The organism is Trinickia symbiotica, assembly GCF_002934455.1.
Lineage (GTDB): Bacteria > Pseudomonadota > Gammaproteobacteria > Burkholderiales > Burkholderiaceae > Trinickia > Trinickia symbiotica.
Genome location: NZ_PTIR01000024.1, coordinates 1 through 20,083, shown reverse-complemented (window position 1 = coordinate 20,083; position 20,083 = coordinate 1). Strand labels below are relative to the sequence as shown.

Sequence of the window (20,083 nt, the reverse complement as noted above, 5' to 3'; positions counted from 1 at the left end):
GCCGGTTTTTTTATGCGTTCGCCGCGCTGCTCGCCGTCAACCGCGTTCGAAGAGAGCGATCGATTCGACGTGAGACGTGTGTGGAAACATGTTGACGACCCCTGCGCCCTTCAAGCGATAGCCGGCTTCGTGCACGAGCAGGCCTGCGTCGCGCGCGAGCGTCGCCGGATTGCACGAAACGTAGACGATACGCGCCGGCATCGGCCCACCTCCGCTTTGCGCAATCTCCGCCAGCGCCTTCGATACGGCAAGCGCCCCCTCGCGCGGTGGATCGATGAGGAACTTCTCGAATGCGCCCAACGCGCGCAGGTCGTCGGCGGTGATCTCGAACAGGTTTCGGCACGCGAACGTCGTATGTCCGTCGACGCCGTTTTGCTTGGCGTTCGCGAGCGCGCGCGCCGTCAGGGTCTCGCTGCCTTCGATGCCCACGACCTCACGCGCGAGACGCGCAAGCGGCAGCGTGAAGTTGCCGAGCCCGCAAAAAAGATCGAGCACGCGGTCGCCGCGCGCCGGCGCCAGCAGCCGCAGGGCGCGGCCGACGAGCACGCGGTTGATCGCATGATTCACCTGCGTGAAATCCGTCGGCTTGAACGGCATCCGGATCCCGAACTCGGGCAATGTATAGTCCAGCTCGACGTCGAGCGGATGAAATGGCACCGCCGTGTCCGGCCCCTTCGGTTGAAGCCAGAACTGCACGCCGTGCTCGTCGGCGAACGCGCGCACCCGCTCCTCGTCGTCCGCGGTGAGCGGCTCCAGTACGCGTAGCACGAGCGCTGTCACGCTCGAGCCGACGGCGACTTCAATCTGCGGCAGCCGGTCACGAATGGTCAGGCTCTCGACGAGCCGTCGCAGCGGCACCAGTAAATCGGAAACATGCGGCGGCAGGACTTCACAGCTCGTCATATCGGCCACATAGCTGCTTCTTTTCTCGTGGAACCCGACGAGCACGCCGCCCTTCTTCGCCACGTGGCGGACGGTCAGGCGTGCCCGATAACGGTATCCCCACGAAGGACCTTGAATCGGGCGGAACACGGTCTCGGCCCGCACTTTGGCGAGATGCCAGAGATCGTCTTCGAGCACGCGCTGCTTGACCGCGATTTGCGCGCGCGCATCGAGGTGCTGCATCGAACATCCGCCGCAGGTGCCGAAAAAGCGACAGCGCGGCGTCGTTCGCATTACGCTCTCGCGCAGCACATCGACGACCTGGGCCTGCTCGAAGCTCGGCTTCTTGCGATAGCTCGAATAAGTCACGCGCTCGCCAGGCAAGGCGCCTTCGACGAAAATGACCTTGCCGGGCTCGCCCGTCTCCGTCTTCAGACGTCCCACGCCGCGCGCCTCCATGTCGAGGGAGTCCACCTCGATAATTGGGGCGCGGACGGACTCGGCCGGAGCGGCTTGAGCCGATACAGCGTTTTTGAGCGACTGAACGGGATGGCGGGGAGAGTCGGACACCTGCTTTTTTCCTGACGGACGTGGAACGAAAGGCGAGATTGTAGACGAACGGCGCCTCGCGACGGCGCGCGGAGGAACGAGATGCGATTGCTAAGCTGGAATATCCAATGGGGACGCGATGCAAGCGGCGTGGTCGATCTGGGCCGAACGCTCGACGAGGCGCGCCGGATCGTCGATTTCGACGTGCTGGCGCTGCAAGAAGTCACGCGCGGCTTCCGTTCGCTTCCGGGCGGCCCCTCCGACGATCAGTTCGCCGAGCTCGCCGCCGCTTTGCCCGGCTTCACAGTGCTCGAAGCGATCGGCGCCGACCTGCCGCCGCTCGTGCCGGGCGGCGCGCGTCGGCAATTCGGCAACGCGCTCGCCACGCGCTTGCCCGTCGAGCAAGTCATTCGTCATACATTGCCGTGGCCAGCCGACGAGAACACTCCGTCGATGCAACGCGTTGCGCTCGAGGCCGTGGTGCGCACGCCCATCGAGCCGTTGCGCATCATCGTCACCCACCTCGAATACTATTCGCTCAAGCAGCGCGTCGCGCAAGTGGACGACTTGAGGCGATTGCAGCTCGAAGCGGCCGGGCATGCCGCACATCCCGCGCCGGCTGAAAATGCGACCGGTCCGTTCGCCGGGACCGCGCGACCCGTGAGCGCAATCGTCTGCGGCGACTTCAACAGCGAGTTCGGCTCGGAAGCTTATCAGCGGTTCGTTGCGCCGCTGGCGGGCGCACCCGGCTTCGTCGACGCGTGGACAACGCTTCACCCGGGACATACGCCACCGCCAACAGCAGGCGTCTATGACGTGGAGCAATGGTCGTCTGGGCCGATCGCTTGCGATTTCGTCTTCATCACCGAAGACCTGACGAGCCGGCTTCAACGCTGCGAGATCGATGGCGCGACGCGCGCGTCGGATCACCAGCCGATCGTTCTCGAGCTGCGTTGACGAGCGTCGGCTACGTTGACGGACAAGGCGGGCAGCGACATGCACGCGGCAAGACTTCCGCCGCTCGTCAGCAGCCGAACGCCGCCAGATATTCGACCCAATGCGGACCCGGCTCCTGCGCCAGCGACTGTCTGACGAATACGATCTCGTCGGCATACTCGTTCGCCGTGAACGCGCCTCGCATGAGCTGGAAGCGACAATAGAGCAAGTACGTATTGACGACGTCAGTCTCGCAATAGCTCCGGATTTCATCGATGCGCCCGTCACGAAATGCCGTCCAGACCTGTCCGCCATCCATGCCGAGCTTGCCCGGAAAGCCACAAAGTTTTGCGAGCGCGTCGAGCGGTGCGTTGGCACGCGCCTGGTACATGGCGAGCACGTCCATCAAGTCCGTATGGCGTGAGTGGTAGCGGCTGATGTAGTTGTTCCACTTGAAATCGCGGTCGTCCTCACCGAGATCCCAGTAGCGCGGCGCACCGATGCCGTGCACGAGCGCGCGATAGTGGAGGACCGGCAAGTCGAAGCCGCCGCCATTCCACGATACGAGTTGAGGCGTGTACTTTTCGATCACGCGATAGAACGACTGAATCAGCGCAGCCTCGCCGTCCTCCGCGGTGCCGAGCGAGCGCACGCGCAAACCCGCGCGGTCGCGGAATACGCATGAAATCGCCACCACGCGTTGCAGATAGTGCGGCAGGAAATCGGCGCCCGTTTTTTCGCGGCGCGCCGCGAACGCGTGCTCGGCCACTTGCGCATCGCTCATCGAGTCCGGCAAATCTTCGAGCCGGCGAATGCCGGCGACATCGGGAACCGTCTCGATGTCGAAAACGAGAATAGGCGTCATTCAGGAAATTTGTCTAAACCACGTCGATAAGGTCGAGCCCTGAGCGGCCTACGCGAAGCCCGGTCCTCACACGCCGGCCTCGGCGCAGCGGCTCAAAGCACGGCGTCCTTGCGCACGCCGTTCGAGGCGAAAAACCGCTTGAGCCGCACGAGCGCCTCCTGCTGAATCTGCCGCACGCGCTCGCGTGTGAGGCCCATTTCATCGGCCAGCTCTTCGAGCGTCGCGGGCTCGATGTGATTGAGCCCGAAGCGGCGCTCGATCACGTGCCGGTGCTTGTCCGAGAGCCGCGACAGCCAGGCGCGCGTCAGCGTTTCGAGCTCGCGGTGCTGTACCTCGGCGTCGGGCGATTGGCTCTGGTCGTCCGAGAGCAGATCGAGCAGGCTGCTTGCCGGATCGAGATCGAGCGGCGCATCGAGCGAGGCCGTATGCTCGTTGAGCGCAAGGATATCGGTGACTTCGTCCGTCGTTTTACCGGTGAGGTAAGCGATATCGTCGATGCTGGCATCGCGCCGCTCATTGGGCTCGCCAGAGTTCATCGAATTCTTTTCGAGGTGGCGCTTTGCGCGCAGCACCTGGTTCAACTCGCGAATGACGTGCACGGGAAGGCGCACCGTGCGCGCCTGATTCATGATCGCGCGCTCGATGCTCTGCCGAATCCACCAGGTCGCGTAAGTCGAGAAGCGGAAGCCGCGCGTCGGGTCGAATTTCTCGATCGCGTGCATCAGGCCGAGGTTGCCCTCCTCGATCAGGTCGAGCAGCGGCACGCCGCGATTCAAATAGCCCTTCGCGATACTGACGACGAGCCGCAGGTTGCGCTCGATCATGACTTGCCGCGCCTCGAATTCGCCCGCCTTGGCGAGGCGCGAATAGCGCTGCTCCTCTTCGACCGTCAGCAGCGGCTTTACGCTGATTCGGTTCAGGTAGTGCTGAATCGTGTCAGCAGTGAGCTCCGCCTGCAGAAGCGCCCGGAAATCATCGGGATCGGGGCTCGCCGCGTCACCGACGCGCTCGCGCTCCTCGCCCTCTTCGCCTTCCCCCGCTGGACTCTCGGCGCCGAAATCGGTTTCGGCATCGGCGGCTTCGTCGTCGGCCTCGTTCATCGCAGCGCCCAAGTCCTGCTCAAGATCCTGCCCGGCGCTGGTGAGCGTTTCCGTCTCGGCTTGCTGCTTGCGGCGCTTCGATTTCGGCATAGTCGTATCGCTTCGCTTATTGCGGCGGCAAGTATTTCATCGGATCCACGGGTTTGCCTTGCTGGCGTACCTCGAAGTGCAACATCACCCGATCGGCGTCGCTGTTGCCCATCTCGGCGATCTTCTCGCCTTTGGTCACCGAGTCCCCCTCTTTTACCATCAAACTGCGGTTGTGTGCATACGCTGTCAGAAAGTTTGCGTTGTGCTTGATGATAATGAGATTGCCGTATCCGCGCAGCCCATTTCCTGCATAGACGACGCGGCCATCGGCGGCGGCCTTGACTGGCTCACCCGGCGTGCCGCCGATATTGATGCCCTTGTTGCTCGCATCGTCGAAGCGATCGAGGATCGGCCCGTGCACGGGCCATGTCAATGCGAGGTTTCCTGCGTTCGTGACAGGACCGGGGCCGGTTGCGGTCGTCGCGGGCGGCTGCGGCGGAATCGTCGTTGCCGTGGACGGGCTGCTGCCGTAGATCGGCGGCGCGGCTTTGGCGGAGCTCGAGCCCGCGCTCGGCGCCGTCGCGGGGCCGCTCGACAGCGGCGCGCTTTGCACCGGTCCGCCCACCACGGGCGCCGCCGCGACGCCTGGCGTGACCGCCGCTGCGTTCGTTCCAGGCGGCGCGACGCGGAGCAGTTGGCCGACCTCGATCTGATTCGGATTTGCGAGGTTGTTCCAGGCCGCGATGTCGCGATAGTTCTGTCCGTTGTCCAACGCCACGCGATAAAGCGTGTCGCCCGGTTTCACGCGGTAGTAGCCCGGAGGCGGCGGGCCGAGCGGCGCGGCGGCCGCCTGTCCGGCCGGCCCGCTCAGCGTCGAGGCCGGCGACGTCTGCGCGCTCGCCGCGCCGGAGCGGTCCACGACAGGTGCTTGATCGAGTCGCGTCGCGCATGCGGCGAGCGTCGACAAGGCCACCGCGCAAATGACGCGTTCAACGGCGCCCAGACGAGCGTCCATCTTCTTCGTTGGTATCGCGCGCAACGTAAACATCGGTGTCAAATCACTCCGGATTTCAAAGGAACAAAGAAAACGCGATCGAGCTGCGACTCGCGCCATTGGGTCGGCGCGACGCGTTCGACGAGCGTCAGCATCTGCTTATCGCTGTTCGGAGCCGCGACGGGCGCAACGAGCCGACCGCCCACCGCAAGCTGCTCGACGAGCGCCTGCGGAACGTCGAAGCCTGCCGCTGCAATCACGATCGCGTCGAACGGCGCCGCCGCCGGCAGGCCGATTCGTCCGTCGCCGTAATGCAGACGGATGTTCGGCACGCGCAGCGGCCTCAAGTTGAGCTTGGCTCGCTCGTAAAGTGGCCTGATCCGCTCGATCGAATAGACGTCGCGCGCGAGCCGGCTCAGCACGGCCGCCTGATAGCCGCAGCCGGTGCCGATCTCGAGCACGCGATCGAGCGCACGTCCGCTCGACGCGAGCTCGAGCATGCGCGCCACGACCGAGGGTTTCGAGATCGTCTGCTGGTGGCCGATCGGCAATGCGGCGTCCTCGTAAGCCTGAGCCGCGAGACCGGGATCGACGAACATATGGCGAGGCACCGCCGACATCGCGCCCAACACGCGCGCGTCGCGAATGCCGTTTGCTCGGAGGCGTTCGACCATGCGCTCGCGCACGCGTTCCGACGTGAGCGCAAGCGTGCTTGCGAGCGCAACGTTCGGCGCCGCCATTTTGTCCGCCGCTTGCGACGCCAGCGTGTCAGCTCGCCGCGAGGCGGACTCGCGCGCGCGCCCTCGCTCGTCGCCGCCGACGGGGGTGCCCGCGGCCGCACCGGTGCGTCCGCGCGGCTTGCGTTCGAGGTCGGCAAGCCCTAAGGGAAAACGCTTGGCGCGCTCGCTCGTCATGAAACGCGACGTCCCGCGCGCGACCATTCGCGCGTTGCTGCGAGCATTTGCGTATGCGTGAGATCGAGCTGGAGTGGCGTGATCGACACACGGCCGTTCGCCAGCGCATGGAAATCCGTACCCTCGCTTGCATCGAGGGCGGCGCCCGATGGACCGATCCAGTAAATCGGTTCACCGCGCGGATTCGTTTGGCGGATCACCGGTTGCGACGGGTGGCGCTTCCCGAGACGCGTGACCTCCCAGTCGCCCATCTCGTCGTAGGCGAGGTTCGGAATGTTGACGTTCAGAAGCGGGTGGCCCGGCAGCGGGTGCGCGAGGAAGTGCTCGACGATATCGGCCGCCACGCGCGCCGCGTCCTCGAGGTGCGCCCAATCTTTTTCGACGAGCGAAAAAGCGATGGCCGGCACCCCGAACATCACGCCTTCCGTCGCCGCCGCGACGGTCCCCGAGTACAACGTGTCCTCGCCGACGTTCTGGCCGTTGTTGATGCCGGAGACGACGATGTCGGGCTTGTCGTCGAGCATGCCGGTGAGCGCGATGTGCACCGAATCGGTCGGCGTGCCGTTCACGTAGTAAAAGCCGTTTGCCGAGCGCAGCACCGAGAGCGGCCGCGAAAGCGTGAGCGAGTTGGAGGCGCCGCTGCAGTTCTGCTCGGGCGCCATCACGGTCACGTCGCCGAAGCGCTTGAGCGCCTCATAAAGCGCCGCGAGACCCGGTGCCAGATAGCCGTCGTCGTTGCTGAGTAAGATTCGCATGCGACGATTGTAACCGAGGACATTGCGGCTCTGATCGGGTGTCATGACCGAGCACTCCCGCCGATGTCCCCCTTAACCCGCACTCGGGCACGCGACCGAAAAGGCACGGGCGTTAGTGATCCGCCTCGTACGACACGGCGCGGCGGCGCGAGCTGAGACGGCCGTCGTCCCCGGTGACGTGTCGATCAAATCACGTTGCGCTCGCGCAACCCGGCGATGGCATCGCCGTCATAACCCAGTTCGCGCAGCACTTCGTCGGTATGCTCCCCGAGAGCCGGGCCGAGCCAGCGCGTGCCGCCAGGGGTCTCGGAGAGCTTCGGCGTCACGTTCGGCAGCGAGACGTCGAGACCGTCCTGCCATTTAAAACGCCGGATCATCTCGCGAGCCGCGTACTGGGGATCGTGGAACATGTCCGCGACGCTGTAAATCCGCCCGACCGGCACGTCCGCCGCGTTGAGCACCTCGAGCGCTTCGTCGATCGTCCTGTCGGCAAGCCAGGCGGCGATCGCGTCGTCGATCTCCTGCGTGCGCGGCACGCGGCCGTCGTTGTGCGCGAGCGCGGGATCGTCGGCGAGATCGGCGCGGCCGATGGCCGTCATCAGCCGTTTGAAGATCGGGTCGCTGTTGCCGCCGATCACGATGCTGCCGTCCCTGCACGGATAAGTGTTCGACGGCACGATGCCGGGCAACGAAGCCCCCGTGCGCTCGCGCACGGCGCCATAAACGCCGTACTCCGGAACGATGCTTTCCATCATGTTGAAGACGGCTTCATAAAGCGCTACGTCGACCACCTGGCCTTTGCCGCCCGTCGCCTGCCTGTGGTGCAGCGCCATCAGCGCGCCGATCACGCCGTGTAGCGCCGCGATCGAATCGCCGATGGAGATCCCGATGCGAGGAGGCGGCAGATCCGGATAGCCGGTGATGTGCCGCAATCCGCCCATCGCTTCGGCGATCGAGCCGAAGCCCGGCCGGTCACGGTAGGGCCCCGTCTGCCCGTACCCCGACAAACGGACCATGACGAGCCCCGGATTCTGCGCGGCGAGCACGTCATAGCCGAGGCCCAGCTTCTCCAGCATCCCGGGACGGAAATTTTCGACGACGATATCCGCGACGCTCGCGAGCCGCCGGACGATCTCCTTACCCTCTTCGTCCTTCAGGTTGATCGTCACCGACTTCTTGTTGCGCGCCTGCACGGCCCACCAGAGCGACGTGCCGCCGGCCTCCGGGTAAAGCATCCGCCACTTGCGCAGCGGATCGCCGCCCTTCGGATCTTCCACTTTGACGACGTCGGCGCCGAATTCGCCGAGAAAGCGCGCGGCGAAGGGCCCCGCGATCAGCGTGCCGAGCTCGAGGACCTTGATACCCTGGAGCGGGCCGGCTGTTGCGGCTGCTGTACTGCTCATTGTCTTCCTCTCATGGCTCGTCATTGCGGCGACGGTAGCGTCCGTCGTAGCGCCGCCTCTCCGTTGCCTCCGACAACGACGGTCAGATCGCTCGCCTGTCGAGCATCGCGCGCGCAATGGTTCCCGCGTCGACGTATTCGAGCTCGCCGCCGACAGGCACGCCCCGCGCAAGCCGCGTCACCGCGAGGCCGCGCGCCTTCAGCGCCTGCGCAAGGTAGTGCGCGGTGGCCTCACCCTCGTTCGTGAAGTTCGTCGCGAGCACGACTTCCTTGACGACGCCGTCCGTCGCCCGCTTGACGAGCCGCTCGAAATGGATCTCCTTGGGGCCGATCCGGTCGAGCGGGCTCAAGCGCCCCATCAGGACGAAATAGAGCCCGCGATAGGTCATGGTTTGCTCGAGCATGACCTGATCGGACGGTGTTTCGACGACGGCGAGCAGCGTCGGATCGCGCGACTCGTCGCTGCAGACGTCGCAAATCCGGGCCTCGGTGAACGTATTGCACCGCTCGCAGTGCCGTAGATGCTCTGTCGCGAAGAGAAGCGCATGGCCGAGACGCTCGGCGCCTTCGCGATCATGCTGCATGAGGTGATACGCCATTCGCTGAGCCGACTTCGGCCCGACACCCGGAAGCGCGCGCAGCGCGTCGACGAGCGCAACGAGAGCGGAAGGCTGTTTCATGACGATGACGGCGGTTCGTCCTGGGCGTACACGCCGCTCAGAACGGCAGCTTGAATCCCGGCGGCAGCGGCAGCCCCGCCGTCATGCCGCCCATCTTTTCCTGAACCGTCGCCTCGGCCTTGCGTACCGCATCGTTGAAGGCGGCGGCGACAAGATCCTCGAGCATGTCTTTGTCGTCGGCGAGAAGGCTCGGGTCGATCGATACGCGGCGCACATCGTTCTTGCAGGTCATCGTCACCTTGACGAGGCCCGCGCCCGATTGCCCTTCGACTTCGATCTGCGCAAGCTGCTCCTGCATCTTCTTCATGTTTTCCTGCATCTGCTGGGCTTGCTTCATCAGCCCGGCGAGTTGGCCTTTCATCATGGATGTGCTCCTTTGATCGTATGGATTTCAATGCGGCGCCCGAGCGGGCGGGCGCCGAATGTCAGGTGGGCGGGCACGGGTCTTCAGCGAGCGCTGGCCCCCGTATCAGGCGATAGCGGCTTGATCGAGCCTGGGACGATCGTCGCGCCGAATTCGCGGACGAGCGATTGCACGAACGGATCAGCCCCGATCTCGCGCTCAGCTTCGCGCTGGCGCTCGGCGCGCGCGGCAGCCTCGAGCACCGCGGCCGTCCGGCGCGCCGGCCCGACTTCCACGCGGAGCTCGACCGGCCTGCCGAGCCGTTGGGCGAGCGCTGCCTTCAGCTTCGCGACTTGCGCCGCTTCGGCATATTGCGGCACGGGCACCGCGAGCTTCAGGACTTCGCCCTCGAGCGCCGTCAGCTCGCTGTTGAACGCAAGCTGATACGCGACGCCCGTGAGCCCCAGATCGACCGCGAGCGCCGGCCAGTCGCCGGCGAAACCGATCGTATCGAGCAGCACCGGTGCGGGCAGCTTGGTGAGATCGATGGCGGGCGCCGTTTCGCTTTCGCGCGTGCCGCGCGCATCGCCGCCCGTTCGGTCGTCCGGCGGGGCAAAGCCCTCATCGGGCGCAGAGAAATAAGTGTCTTCCGCCGACAACGGGACGTAGTCGTCGAACGCGGCATCGAGCGGGGGCGCGTCGTCCCACGGTGGCGTCGGCGGAGTGTCCCGCGACACGGGAGGCTCTCGACGCTCCCGCGCTGCCGATACGGCAGCCGGCGCGGACGGTCCTCCGTCGTCACGTCGTGCCCTCGGCACGGAAACCTCGACCGGCACTCGCGGCGCGGCGGGCTTCGGCGCGGGGGCCGCTGCCGCTTTCGCGGCTTCGCCCCTCGCGCGGCCGCGATCCGTCGACACGCGCAGTCCGGCGCTGCGCAACACCTCGAGCGCCGCGCTCGCGCCGCCCGTTCGCGCGGGCGACGCCGCATCGACCGGTGCGGCGTTCGTACGCGGCGGCGCGTCGAGGCCACGACCCGGATCCGATGTGGCATGTGTCTCTTTCTCTGCCGGTCGGGGCGGCGCATCGTTAGCGACAATCGGCGCAGGCCGCGGCGTTTCGCTCACTTTGTCCGCTGTATCCGTGGCCGGCTCGTCAACGTGGGTGTCCGCGGCGACCGAGCGCGCGGCGACTTGCGAGTCCGCGGGAACGGCCCGCCCCGTCGGCAAAGCCGGCGCAGACGGCGCTTCACCAACGGCAAGCCCGGCGCTGCTGCCCGCCTCCACCTTCGCGCGACGCGCACCGACGGGCGCCGCGGTGGTCGACGGCGCACGGCCGCCCGCCCCGCCACCCTCCCTTGCCGGCTCGAACGCGAGCATGCGCAGGAGAGTCATCGTAAAGCCCGCATATTCGTCGGGCGCGAGCCCAAGCTCGCTTCGGCCGATCGCGGCGATCTGGTAGAAGAGCTGCACTTGCTCGGGCGAAAGCGCCTGCGCGAAGCGACGCACGTCGTTCGCCTCCGGCCATTCGTCGAGGACAGCCGCTGGCGCGAATTGCGCCCACGCGATCCGGTGAAAGAGGCTGGCGAGATCCTGCAGCGCCGTGGAAAACGATAGGCTGCGCAGTGCCATTTCGTCGGCGATGGCGAGCACGAGCGCGCCGTCGGCCTCGACCAGCGCGTCGACGAGGCGAATCAGGTAGCTTTGATCGAGCGCGCCGAGCATGCCGCGCACGGCGTCCTCGGTCACTTCATTGGCCGAGTAGGCGATGGCCTGGTCAGTCAGCGAAAGCGCGTCGCGCATGCTGCCGTCGGCCGCGCGCGCGAGCAGCCGCAACGCCTGCGGCTCGAACGCGATCCCTTCGGCAGCGAGAATCCGCTCGAGATGACCGACGATGTGGCCGGCCGGCATCTGCTTCAGATTGAACTGCAGGCAGCGCGAGAGCACCGTGACGGGAATCTTTTGCGGATCGGTCGTCGCGAGGATGAACTTGATGTGCGGCGGCGGCTCCTCGAGCGTCTTCAACATCGCGTTGAACGCGTGATTCGTCAGCATGTGCACTTCGTCGATCATGTAGACCTTGAAGCGCGCATCGACGGGCGCGTAGACGGCTCGCTCCAGCAGCGCGGCCATTTCATCGACGCCGCGATTGCTGGCCGCGTCCATTTCGACATAATCGACGAAGCGCCCCTCGTCGATCTCGCGGCACGCGCGGCAAACGCCGCAGGGCGTCGCCGTGATGCCGGTCTCGCAATTGAGCGCTTTCGCGAAAATCCGCGAGAGCGTGGTCTTGCCGACGCCGCGCGTGCCCGTGAAGAGATAGGCATGGTGCAGGCGTGCGCCGTCAAGCGCGTGCGTGAGCGCACGTACGACGTGTTCTTGTCCGACGAGCGAAGCGAAATCCTTCGGCCGCCATTTGCGTGCGAGAACTTGGTAGGTCATCGCGGAATTGTATCAGCAACGATGCATGGCTCAGGCAGTGTGGCGGGGCTTGCCGTGCATGCCTGCGCACGCAGTAACGACGCGCGTCGCGGCACTCTCGATGTGCGAGGGAAATTCCGCGCGGGCGAACGACGCGCGAGGCAAGCGATATAGGCGCGACACCGGAGCGCTCGCTCAACGGAACTGGAGAGGGGATTGAAGCGAAAGGTGACGAGCCCGACCCTCGGCACTGGCGGAAAACGGCTGTGGCTGCTTCGTTCCCGACCTGACCAGGTTGACCGTCCCTCCATGCGAGGAGGCCCGTCACTGCGCATTCTATCATCGACGGGCGCGGCGCGCGACTCCTGCTTTTTCAGCCCCCCGGCGGTGCGCCGCGCCCGGGCGTGGGCGCGGCTATCGGCTTCGCGCGGCAAATAGCAATTTGGGCTAATATGACACCCGAGTGACCCGTAATCGGCGAGCCCCGGCAACGACGGCCCGCCCCGCTTTCGAAAGCCCCTTGCGTGCATGCCCCGCCTCCCGCGCGTTCGGACGCCCGTCCTACCGGGCGAGCACGCTCGGAACGTTTTTTGTCGTTTTGGTGTATCGTGGCGGGCAATTCAGTCTCGGGCCAGGAACCCGCAGAGGTATTTACATGAGCGAACAAATCAAGCACATCAGTGACGTATCGTTCGAGCAGGATGTCGTGAAGTCCGACAAGCCTGTACTGCTCGACTTTTGGGCCGAGTGGTGCGGCCCCTGCAAGATGATCGCCCCGATCCTCGACGAAATCGCCAAGGACTACGCCGATCGCCTGCAAATCGCCAAGATCAACGTCGACGAGCACCAGGCCACGCCGGCCAAGTTCGGCGTGCGCGGCATCCCCACGCTGATTCTGTTCAAGAACGGCGCGGTCGCCGCGCAAAAGGTCGGCGCGCTGTCGAAATCGCAATTGACGGCTTTCCTCGACAGTCATCTCTGATTCAAATCCGGGCTTGTTGTCGTCGTGCAACAAGCCCGGCGCCGTTCCCTATTCGGCGCGCGCGACCGTGGCACCGCGTGTGCTATGCTAGAATCACAAGAGTCAAAAAGACGTACAAGCCCCTGAGCGGTTCCGCTCATTCCCCTCCAAATTTCTTTTCGTCGCACCTTCTCTCCCCGGCGGGATTTCCGTATGCATTTATCCGAGCTCAAGTCTCTGCACGTGTCTCAATTGATCGAGATGGCGAATGGCCTCGAGATCGAAAGCGCGAACCGGCTGCGCAAGCAGGAACTGATGTTCGCCATTCTCAAAAAGCGCGCCAAAACCGGCGAGACCATTTTCGGCGATGGCACGCTCGAAGTTCTGCCGGACGGCTTCGGCTTCCTGCGCTCGCCGGAAATGTCGTACCTCGCGAGCACGGACGACATTTACATCAGCCCCTCGCAGATCCGGCGCTTCAATCTGCACACGGGCGACACGATCGAAGGTGAAGTACGCACGCCGAAAGACGGCGAGCGCTACTTCGCCCTCGTGAAGGTCGACAAAGTCAACGGGCAGCCGCCCGAGGCTTCGAAACATAAGATCATGTTCGAAAACCTCACGCCGCTGCACCCGAACAAGCCGCTCCTGCTCGAGCGCGAGATGCGCGGCGAGGAAAACGTCACCGGCCGCATCATCGACATGATCGCGCCGATCGGCAAGGGACAACGCGGGCTTCTCGTCGCCTCGCCGAAGTCGGGCAAGACGGTCATGCTTCAGCACATCGCGCATGCGATCAAGCAGAACCATCCCGATGTCGTGCTGTTCGTGCTGCTCATCGACGAGCGGCCCGAGGAAGTGACGGAAATGCAGCGCTCGGTGGCGGGCGAAGTGATCGCGTCGACATTCGATGAACCAGCCACGCGTCACGTGCAGGTCGCCGAGATGGTGATCGAGAAGGCGAAACGCCTCGTCGAAATGAAGCACGACGTCGTGATCCTGCTCGATTCGATCACGCGTCTCGCGCGCGCGTACAACACCGTGATTCCTGCTTCGGGCAAGGTGCTGACCGGCGGTGTCGACGCCAACGCGCTGCAGCGGCCGAAACGCTTTTTCGGCGCGGCCCGCAACATCGAGGAAGGCGGCTCGCTGACGATTATCGGCACGGCGCTGATCGAAACGGGCAGCCGGATGGACGACGTCATCTACGAAGAGTTCAAGGGCACCGGCAACATGGAAGTGCACTTGGAACGCCGGCTTGCGGAAAAGCGCGTCTATCCGTCGATCAACCTCAACAAGTCGGGCACGCGTCGCGAGGAACTGCTGATCAAGCCTGAGATCCTGCAAAAGATCTGGGTGCTGCGCAAATTCATCCACGACATGGATGAGGTCGAAGCGATGGAATTCCTGCTCGACAAGATCCGGCAGACGAAGGGCAATTCCGAGTTCTTCGAATTGATGCGCCGGGGCGGCTGACGCCTCCCGGCAATCCCTTGCGCGCGGCCGGCGGCTCCAATGTTCTCGAGGCTCACACACTGGCTCGATAGCAGGCGGCGCGAACGCGCGCTCCGCCATTACGCGATACCGGATTCGTTGTGGCGCGAAACGGTCGATCGCCTGCCGTTTCTCTCCTATCTCGACGCGGCCGATCTCGAGCGGCTGCGCGAGCTGACGAGCCTTTTCATCGCGCGAAAGGAGTTCTCCCCCGCGCATGAGCTCGAGCTCACCGATGCGATGACAGTCGCGATCGCCGCGCAGGCATCGCTGCCGGTGCTCAACCTCGACCTCGATCTTTATCGCGGCTGGGTGGGCGTCATCGTCTACCCCGGCGAGTTCGTGATCCGCAAGACGGTGGAGGACGAAGCCGGCGTCGTGCACGAGGTCGAGCACGACGCCAGCGGCGAGGCCTGGGAAGGCGGCCCCGTCCTGATCTCGTGGGAAGACGCGCAGATGTCCGACGGCAAGGAAGCCTACAACGTCATCATTCACGAATTCGCGCACAAGATCGATATGCTCACGGGAGAAGCGGACGGCCATCCGCCGCTCTTCCGCCGCTGGCACGCGCCGCTCGATTCTGAAGCGTGGGCCGACGTCTTCGACAACGCTTACGATCAATTCTGCGCGAAGGTCGACGCCGTTCCCGAGCGCCGTTGGGCACGTTTCGAGCGCGAATCGCTGATCGACCCGTACGCCGCCGATCATCCTTCGGAGTTCTTCGCGGTATGCAGCGAAGCGCTCTTCGTCACGCCGCATGCCTTCGAGACGGAGTATCCGGAGCTCTACAGGCTGCTCGCGCGCTATTACCGGCAGGATCCGGCCCGCACCGGCGTGCTCGGTGGCAGTCTCATCGGCACGGGCTCGGCGAAAAGTCCAAATAATTCGTCAACCGTCTGATTCTGTGGCACAATCACCGTTTTTCGACCTTGGGCAAGTGGCTCGCGCCAAGTTTGCCGTTCCCGCGCATCGCAGCATCATGCGTCGAGGAGCGTAGCGAAACCCCGAACGCGTGGGCTGGCTACCGCCAGACTGAAGGAAAGACCATGAAAGAAGGCATTCACCCCAATTACCGCGAAGTCGTTTTCCAGGACATGTCGAACGGCTTCATGTTCGTGACGCGCTCCACTATCCAAACTCGCGAAACCGTCGACTACCAGGGCAAGACGTATCCGCTCGCCAAGATCGAAGTGTCGTCGGAATCGCACCCGTTCTACACGGGCCAGCAAAAGATCATGGACACGGCAGGCCGTGTCGAGAAGTTCAACAAGAAGTTCGGTGCGCGCGCCGCTGCGAAGGCAGCGAAGTAACGCCACGCCATCCGTCGAGCGGCAACGAAAAGGCCGTGGGGCGAGAAAAAAGGCAGCCTCGGCTGCCTTTTTTCATTGCAGCTCGTCAATGCCGCAATGGCGTTTGCGCCGCCGCTCAGCCGGTGAGCCGACCGATTGACCGGCGCCTGCGAGCGGCCCATCCCGCCGCGCGGGCACCGGGCATCGCCGCCCTCTACCATGCCGCATCTCGAAACGCGGACAACTACAACGATCGCCGCCCATCCGCATGAGAACCGTCGTCCGCCTCACCGCCTCCGCGACTCGCGCCCTGCCGCGTTGGCTCCTGCTCGCGATTTCGATCGTCTACGCCGCCTTTGGCCTCTTCGGCCGCGATCCGTGGAAAAACGAGGACGCTGCCGGTTTCGGCGTGATGTGGACGATGGCGAACGGCGACGCACACGACTGGCTGTTGCCGAACCTCGTCGGCAAATTCATCACGGAAAGCGGCCCCGGCGGCTACTGGCTGGGTGCGATGTTGATTCGCCTGCTCGCCCCGTGGGTCGATGCCGCCGACGCATCGCGTGTCTCGACTGGCGTCCTCTTTTGCTTGACCTGCGCGCTCGTCTGGCACGCGGCCTATCTGCTCGGACGACGCCCCGAGGTCCAACCTTTCAAGTACGCATTCGGCGGCGAGCCGGAGCCGCGCGATTACGGGCGCACGCTCGCCGACGGGGCACTGCTGATCCTGCTCGCCTCTTTCGGACTTGCCGAGCGCGGGCACGAAACGACACCGCAGCTCGCGCAGTTCATGAGCATCGCGCTCGTCGTCTATGGACTCGTGCGCGGCCTCGACAAGCCATTGCAAGGGGCCATCTGCTGGGGCGTCGGGCTCGGCCTCGTCGGGTTCACGGGCAATCCGCTGCTCGTCGCCGCTTTGCTCCTCGGCACGCTCGTGATGACCGCGTTCGTGCGCGAAGCTCGTTCGCCGTGGCTCTTCGCCGTAGGTGTTCCGCTCGCGCTCGTGTTGGCGGCCGCCTGGCCCGCCGCCGTTCTCGGGCTCTATCGCGATGGCGACGCACGCTGGTTCGTCGAGCAATGGTTCAACGGCAGTATCAATCGATTCTCGCCGCCGCCCGGCCATGTCGTGATCTACGCGCTCAAGAACCTGCCGCTCTTCACGTGGCCCGCGTGGCCGCTCGCCGCGTGGGCGTGGTATAGCTGGGGCGGCTTACGGAACAAGCCCCATGTCGCGGTACCGCTCGCGGTGATCGTGCCGGTTCTCATCCTGTCCGTCTTGCAGAGCCATCAGACAAACCGGCTCTACATTCTGCTGCTGCCGGCGCTCGCCACGCTGGCCGCGTTCGCGCTGCCGACGATGAAACGCAGCGCGATCAATGCGATCGACTGGTTCGCGGTGCTCAGCTTCACGATACTGAGCACGTTCGTCTGGCTAGTCTGGCTCGCGTCGCAAACGGGTTTCCCGCATCCGCTCGCGCGCAATTTGAGCCGCCTCGTGCCCGGCTTCACGCCGCATTTCGACGCCCTTTCGTTCGTCTGCGCGATCGCGGTGACGGTCTGCTGGTTCGCGCTCGTGCGCTGGCGCATTTCGCGGCATCCGAACGTGCTTTGGCGCAGCGTCGTGCTCTCGAGCGCGGGCACGACGCTAATGTGGGTTCTGCTGATGACGCTGTGGCTGCCGATCGTCAACTACAGCCGGACCTACCGCGACGTCGCGTTGCAGATCGCCCAGCATCTTCCCGATGATTACACCTGCATCTCGCCGGTGCGTCTCGGCGATGCGCAGCTCGCCTCGTTTGCCTACTTCGCGGACATGCAGTTCTCTTTCAGCGGCGATTGCGATGTGCTCCTGCGCCAGGATACGCAGGATTTCAGCGCGCCGAGCCCGATGCCGAGCTACATTTGGCAGCTCGTCTGGGAAGGCCGGCGCGCAGCCGACCGCGACGAGCGCTTCCGCCTCTACGTGCGCGTCGATCGTCCGAAAGTGGCGCCGCCGCATCGGAAGCCCCTCGTCAGGCATCGGTGAAAGGTCATTGATCCATGGGCGCCCCGCAAATGGCTAATTCAATGCTCGCAGACATTCGCAAGATCGCCGCCCTCGCCTGGCCCGTGTTGATCGGGCAACTCGCGATCATCGCGTTCGGCGTCATCGATACGGCGATGGTCGGTCGTTACTCGGCCATCGATCTGGCCGCGCTCGGCCTCGGCAATTCGATATACATCTCGGTCTATCTGGGCTTGACGGGGGTCGTGCTCGCGCTCCAGCCGATAGCAGGGCAGCTGTTCGGTGCGCGGCGTTACACGGAGATCGGCGAGGAAGCGCGCCAGGCGCTCTGGCTCGCCGCCGCACTAGCCATCGTCGGTTTCGTGATCATGTATTTCCCGGCGCCGCTGCTCGCCATCGCGCACGTGCCGCCCGCGCTCTACGATCGCACGGACCTTTATCTGCGCATTACCGCCATCGGGCTGCCCGCCGCGCTCGCATTCCGCGTCTATTCGGGGCTCGCCAACGGCATCGGCATGCCGCGGCTCGTGATGATGCTGCAAGTCGCGGGTCTCGCCGCCAAGATCGCGCTCAACTACTGGTTCATCTTCGGCGGGCTCGGCGGGCTCGGCGTGCCGGCGCTCGGCGGCCCCGGCTGCGCGCTGGCAAGCACCGTTGTCAACTTCGCGCTCGCCGTCATCGGGCTCGTCCTGCTCGTGCGGCTCGAGGTGTTTGCGCCGTTCGGAATTTTCAAGCAATTTTGTTGGCCCAGTTGGCGCAGGCAAGCGGGGCTGCTCAAGCTCGGCCTGCCGATGGGTCTCTCGTTTCTCATCGAAGTTTCGTCCTACGCGTTCATGGCGCTTTTCATCGCCCGCTTCGGGACGACGACGCTTGCGGGCCATCAAATCACCGGCAATTTCGGCGCCGTGTTGTATATGACGCCGATGTCGATCGGCGTCGCGACATCGACGCTGGTCGCCCATGCGATCGGGGCGCACAACCACGATGAGGCGCGCAGACTCGCCCGTCGCGGCATTGCGACGGCGTGCACGATCGGCTGCTGCTATGCGGCCATCAGCTTCTTGCTGCGGCCCTCGATCATCGCGGCCTATACGCCGGATGCGGCGGTCTTGGCCGCCGCGATGCCGCTCATTCCAATCATGCTCGTCTATCACCTCTTCGATACGTTCCAGACGGTGACGGCCTTCGTGTTGCGCGCCTATCGCGTCGCCGTCGTGCCGACGATCATCTATGCGATCGCGCTATGGGGCGTTGGCCTGGGCGGCGGCTATCTGATCGGGTTCAACGTGTTCGGCAACGTGCCCGCATGGCTCAATGGAGCGCGCGGCTTTTGGGCCGCGAGCGCCGCCAGTCTCGCCGCCGCCGGCTGCGGCCTCTTTCTGCATTGGCGCTCGATCAGCACGCGCTATGCGCAAGAAGCCGCGGTGGCCGACGGCACGGGAACGTCGAGTGCGCCCCTCAGCTCCGTCGATCAGGACTCCTGAGCGTCGCGCGCGGCAAAGACTTCGCGCGCCGCGAAAAGCGCGTTGAGCGCCGCGGGAAAGCCGGCATATACGGCCATCTGGATAAAGACTTCCACGATCTCCTCACGCGTGCAGCCGACATTGAGCGCGCCTTCGATATGCACTTTGAGTTGTGGCGCGGCGTTGCCGAGCGCGGCGAGCGCCGCGATCGTCGCGATTTCACGCGATTTGAGGTCGAGCGCCGGCCGACTGTAGATATCGCCGAAAGGGAATTCGATCAGGAGTCGCGCGAAATCGGGTGCAATTGGATCGAGCGCCTCGATGACGCGCTCGCCCGCATGACCGTCGATTTCCTTCAGCTTGGCCCATCCTCGGGCGTAGCGTTCGTCGTGGGGTCGATTGTCTGCTTGTGCCATCGTAATTCCTTGTCGTGAGGTTGAGGCTTGGGTCGCCGGTCCGTCATGTCCTGGGCAAGGCGTTCGTAATGAGCGATCTTCTCGTCGATCACAGCGAGATTGGCCTCCAACTGCCGCAACTCGCCGAGCACCGCAGCGCGATGCTCAATCAGCAGCGCGAGCCGTTTGCCGACTGTCTTCTCACCGCGCGCACGCAATGCGGCGAACTCCTGCATACCCGCGATCGGCATACCGGTTGCCTTGAGCCGCATGACGAACCGTAGCCATTCGATGTCGTCGCGCGCGTAGAGGCGGTGGCCCGCGCTCGTGCGCGAAACCGGCTGCATCAGCCCGGCTTGCTCGTAATAGCGCAGCGTGTGCGTCGACACGCCGAGCGCGGCGGCCATACGGCCGATCGTGAGTGCTTCCGACATGACACCTCCAACGTTAAGGCTTCGAGTGCACACGAAGTCAACAGCCTTCGTGCAAGTTTTTGCGCCGTCCCGCTATTGAGCATCGAGTAGGGGACGGGGTTGCCCCCGTCGCCCTCTCACACCACCGTACGTGCGGTTCCGCATACGGCGGTTCATGAACAACGCTGGAGGCGCC

19 protein-coding genes and 1 other RNA gene are annotated in these 20,083 nt (G+C 64.8%); 7 read left to right on the top strand and 13 right to left on the bottom strand.

Going from position 1 to position 20,083, the window contains the following annotated elements:
- Positions 1-36: 36 nt before the first annotated feature.
- The gene (gene rlmD, locus B0G57_RS26150; protein ID WP_051090064.1) at positions 37-1,452 is read right to left on the bottom strand and encodes a 23S rRNA (uracil(1939)-C(5))-methyltransferase RlmD; all 1,416 of its coding nucleotides are present in this window, start codon (positions 1,450-1,452) and stop codon (positions 37-39) included.
- 81 nt (positions 1,453-1,533) lie between these two features.
- Here rlmD and B0G57_RS26145 point away from each other — a divergent pair, with 81 nt between their 5' ends.
- Positions 1,534-2,388, top strand: coding sequence for an endonuclease/exonuclease/phosphatase family protein (locus B0G57_RS26145; RefSeq protein WP_018441625.1), 855 nt, complete (start codon positions 1,534-1,536; stop codon positions 2,386-2,388).
- Positions 2,389-2,455: 67 nt separating this feature from the next.
- Here B0G57_RS26145 and B0G57_RS26140 read toward each other — a convergent pair whose 3' ends face one another.
- From B0G57_RS26140 to ffs, 10 genes are all read right to left on the bottom strand, one after another.
- Complete coding sequence (locus B0G57_RS26140) at positions 2,456-3,232, bottom strand: 3'-5' exonuclease (protein WP_018441624.1); 777 nt, start codon at positions 3,230-3,232, stop codon at positions 2,456-2,458.
- Positions 3,233-3,324: 92 nt separating this feature from the next.
- Positions 3,325-4,422, bottom strand: coding sequence for an RNA polymerase sigma factor RpoS (rpoS, locus tag B0G57_RS26135; protein WP_018441623.1), 1,098 nt, complete (start codon positions 4,420-4,422; stop codon positions 3,325-3,327).
- A 16-nt stretch (positions 4,423-4,438) separates the two neighbouring features.
- Positions 4,439-5,410, bottom strand: coding sequence for a peptidoglycan DD-metalloendopeptidase family protein (locus tag B0G57_RS26130; RefSeq protein WP_018441622.1), 972 nt, complete (start codon positions 5,408-5,410; stop codon positions 4,439-4,441).
- 5 nt (positions 5,411-5,415) lie between these two features.
- Positions 5,416-6,270 (bottom strand): protein-L-isoaspartate(D-aspartate) O-methyltransferase, encoded by an 855-nt coding sequence (locus tag B0G57_RS26125; protein WP_026229835.1) that lies wholly within the window; start codon positions 6,268-6,270, stop codon positions 5,416-5,418.
- Complete coding sequence (gene surE, locus B0G57_RS26120; RefSeq protein WP_026229834.1) at positions 6,267-7,025, bottom strand: 5'/3'-nucleotidase SurE; 759 nt, start codon at positions 7,023-7,025, stop codon at positions 6,267-6,269. The genes B0G57_RS26125 and surE overlap by 4 nt, the downstream gene beginning before the upstream one ends.
- A 185-nt stretch (positions 7,026-7,210) precedes the next feature.
- Positions 7,211-8,428 (bottom strand): CaiB/BaiF CoA transferase family protein, encoded by a 1,218-nt coding sequence (locus B0G57_RS26115; RefSeq protein ID WP_018441619.1) that lies wholly within the window; start codon positions 8,426-8,428, stop codon positions 7,211-7,213.
- Positions 8,429-8,510: 82 nt separating this feature from the next.
- Positions 8,511-9,107, bottom strand: coding sequence for a recombination mediator RecR (recR, locus tag B0G57_RS26110; protein ID WP_018441618.1), 597 nt, complete (start codon positions 9,105-9,107; stop codon positions 8,511-8,513).
- A gap of 37 nt (positions 9,108-9,144) precedes the next feature.
- On the bottom strand, positions 9,145-9,471 hold the full coding sequence (locus tag B0G57_RS26105) for a YbaB/EbfC family nucleoid-associated protein (protein ID WP_018441617.1): 327 nt from the start codon (positions 9,469-9,471) through the stop codon (positions 9,145-9,147).
- A gap of 83 nt (positions 9,472-9,554) precedes the next feature.
- Positions 9,555-11,888 carry a DNA polymerase III subunit gamma/tau gene (dnaX, locus tag B0G57_RS26100; RefSeq protein ID WP_018441616.1) on the bottom strand — a complete coding sequence of 778 codons (2,334 nt, stop codon included), beginning with the start codon at positions 11,886-11,888 and terminating at the stop codon, positions 9,555-9,557.
- Between the two features lie 206 nt (positions 11,889-12,094).
- An RNA gene (gene ffs / locus B0G57_RS26095) (signal recognition particle sRNA small type) lies at positions 12,095-12,193 on the bottom strand.
- 329 nt (positions 12,194-12,522) lie between these two features.
- On the opposite strand from ffs, the gene trxA reads away from it, so the two are divergent.
- From trxA to B0G57_RS26065, 6 genes are all read left to right on the top strand, one after another.
- Positions 12,523-12,849 carry a thioredoxin TrxA gene (trxA, locus tag B0G57_RS26090; RefSeq protein WP_018441615.1) on the top strand — a complete coding sequence of 109 codons (327 nt, stop codon included), beginning with the start codon at positions 12,523-12,525 and terminating at the stop codon, positions 12,847-12,849.
- A 192-nt stretch (positions 12,850-13,041) separates the two neighbouring features.
- Positions 13,042-14,304, top strand: a complete 1,263-nt coding sequence (rho, locus tag B0G57_RS26085) for a transcription termination factor Rho (protein WP_018441614.1) — start codon at positions 13,042-13,044, stop codon at positions 14,302-14,304.
- 39 nt (positions 14,305-14,343) lie between these two features.
- Complete coding sequence (locus B0G57_RS26080) at positions 14,344-15,222, top strand: M90 family metallopeptidase (protein ID WP_018441613.1); 879 nt, start codon at positions 14,344-14,346, stop codon at positions 15,220-15,222.
- A gap of 146 nt (positions 15,223-15,368) precedes the next feature.
- Complete coding sequence (locus tag B0G57_RS26075) at positions 15,369-15,632, top strand: type B 50S ribosomal protein L31 (RefSeq protein WP_020566292.1); 264 nt, start codon at positions 15,369-15,371, stop codon at positions 15,630-15,632.
- A 247-nt stretch (positions 15,633-15,879) separates the two neighbouring features.
- Positions 15,880-17,637 (top strand): ArnT family glycosyltransferase, encoded by a 1,758-nt coding sequence (locus B0G57_RS26070; RefSeq protein WP_018441611.1) that lies wholly within the window; start codon positions 15,880-15,882, stop codon positions 17,635-17,637.
- Positions 17,638-17,678: 41 nt separating this feature from the next.
- Complete coding sequence (locus B0G57_RS26065) at positions 17,679-19,100, top strand: MATE family efflux transporter (protein ID WP_018441610.1); 1,422 nt, start codon at positions 17,679-17,681, stop codon at positions 19,098-19,100.
- On the opposite strand, the gene B0G57_RS26060 is transcribed toward B0G57_RS26065, so the two are convergent.
- Together B0G57_RS26060 and B0G57_RS26055 are read right to left on the bottom strand one after the other, a co-directional pair.
- A complete protein-coding gene (locus tag B0G57_RS26060; protein WP_018441609.1) occupies positions 19,088-19,495 on the bottom strand; it encodes a carboxymuconolactone decarboxylase family protein in 408 nt (135 codons plus the stop codon). The two genes, B0G57_RS26065 and B0G57_RS26060, sit on opposite strands and share 13 nt — an antisense overlap.
- The gene (locus B0G57_RS26055) at positions 19,435-19,908 is read right to left on the bottom strand and encodes a MerR family transcriptional regulator (protein WP_018441608.1); all 474 of its coding nucleotides are present in this window, start codon (positions 19,906-19,908) and stop codon (positions 19,435-19,437) included. The genes B0G57_RS26060 and B0G57_RS26055 overlap by 61 nt, the downstream gene beginning before the upstream one ends.
- Positions 19,909-20,083 lie beyond the last annotated feature (175 nt).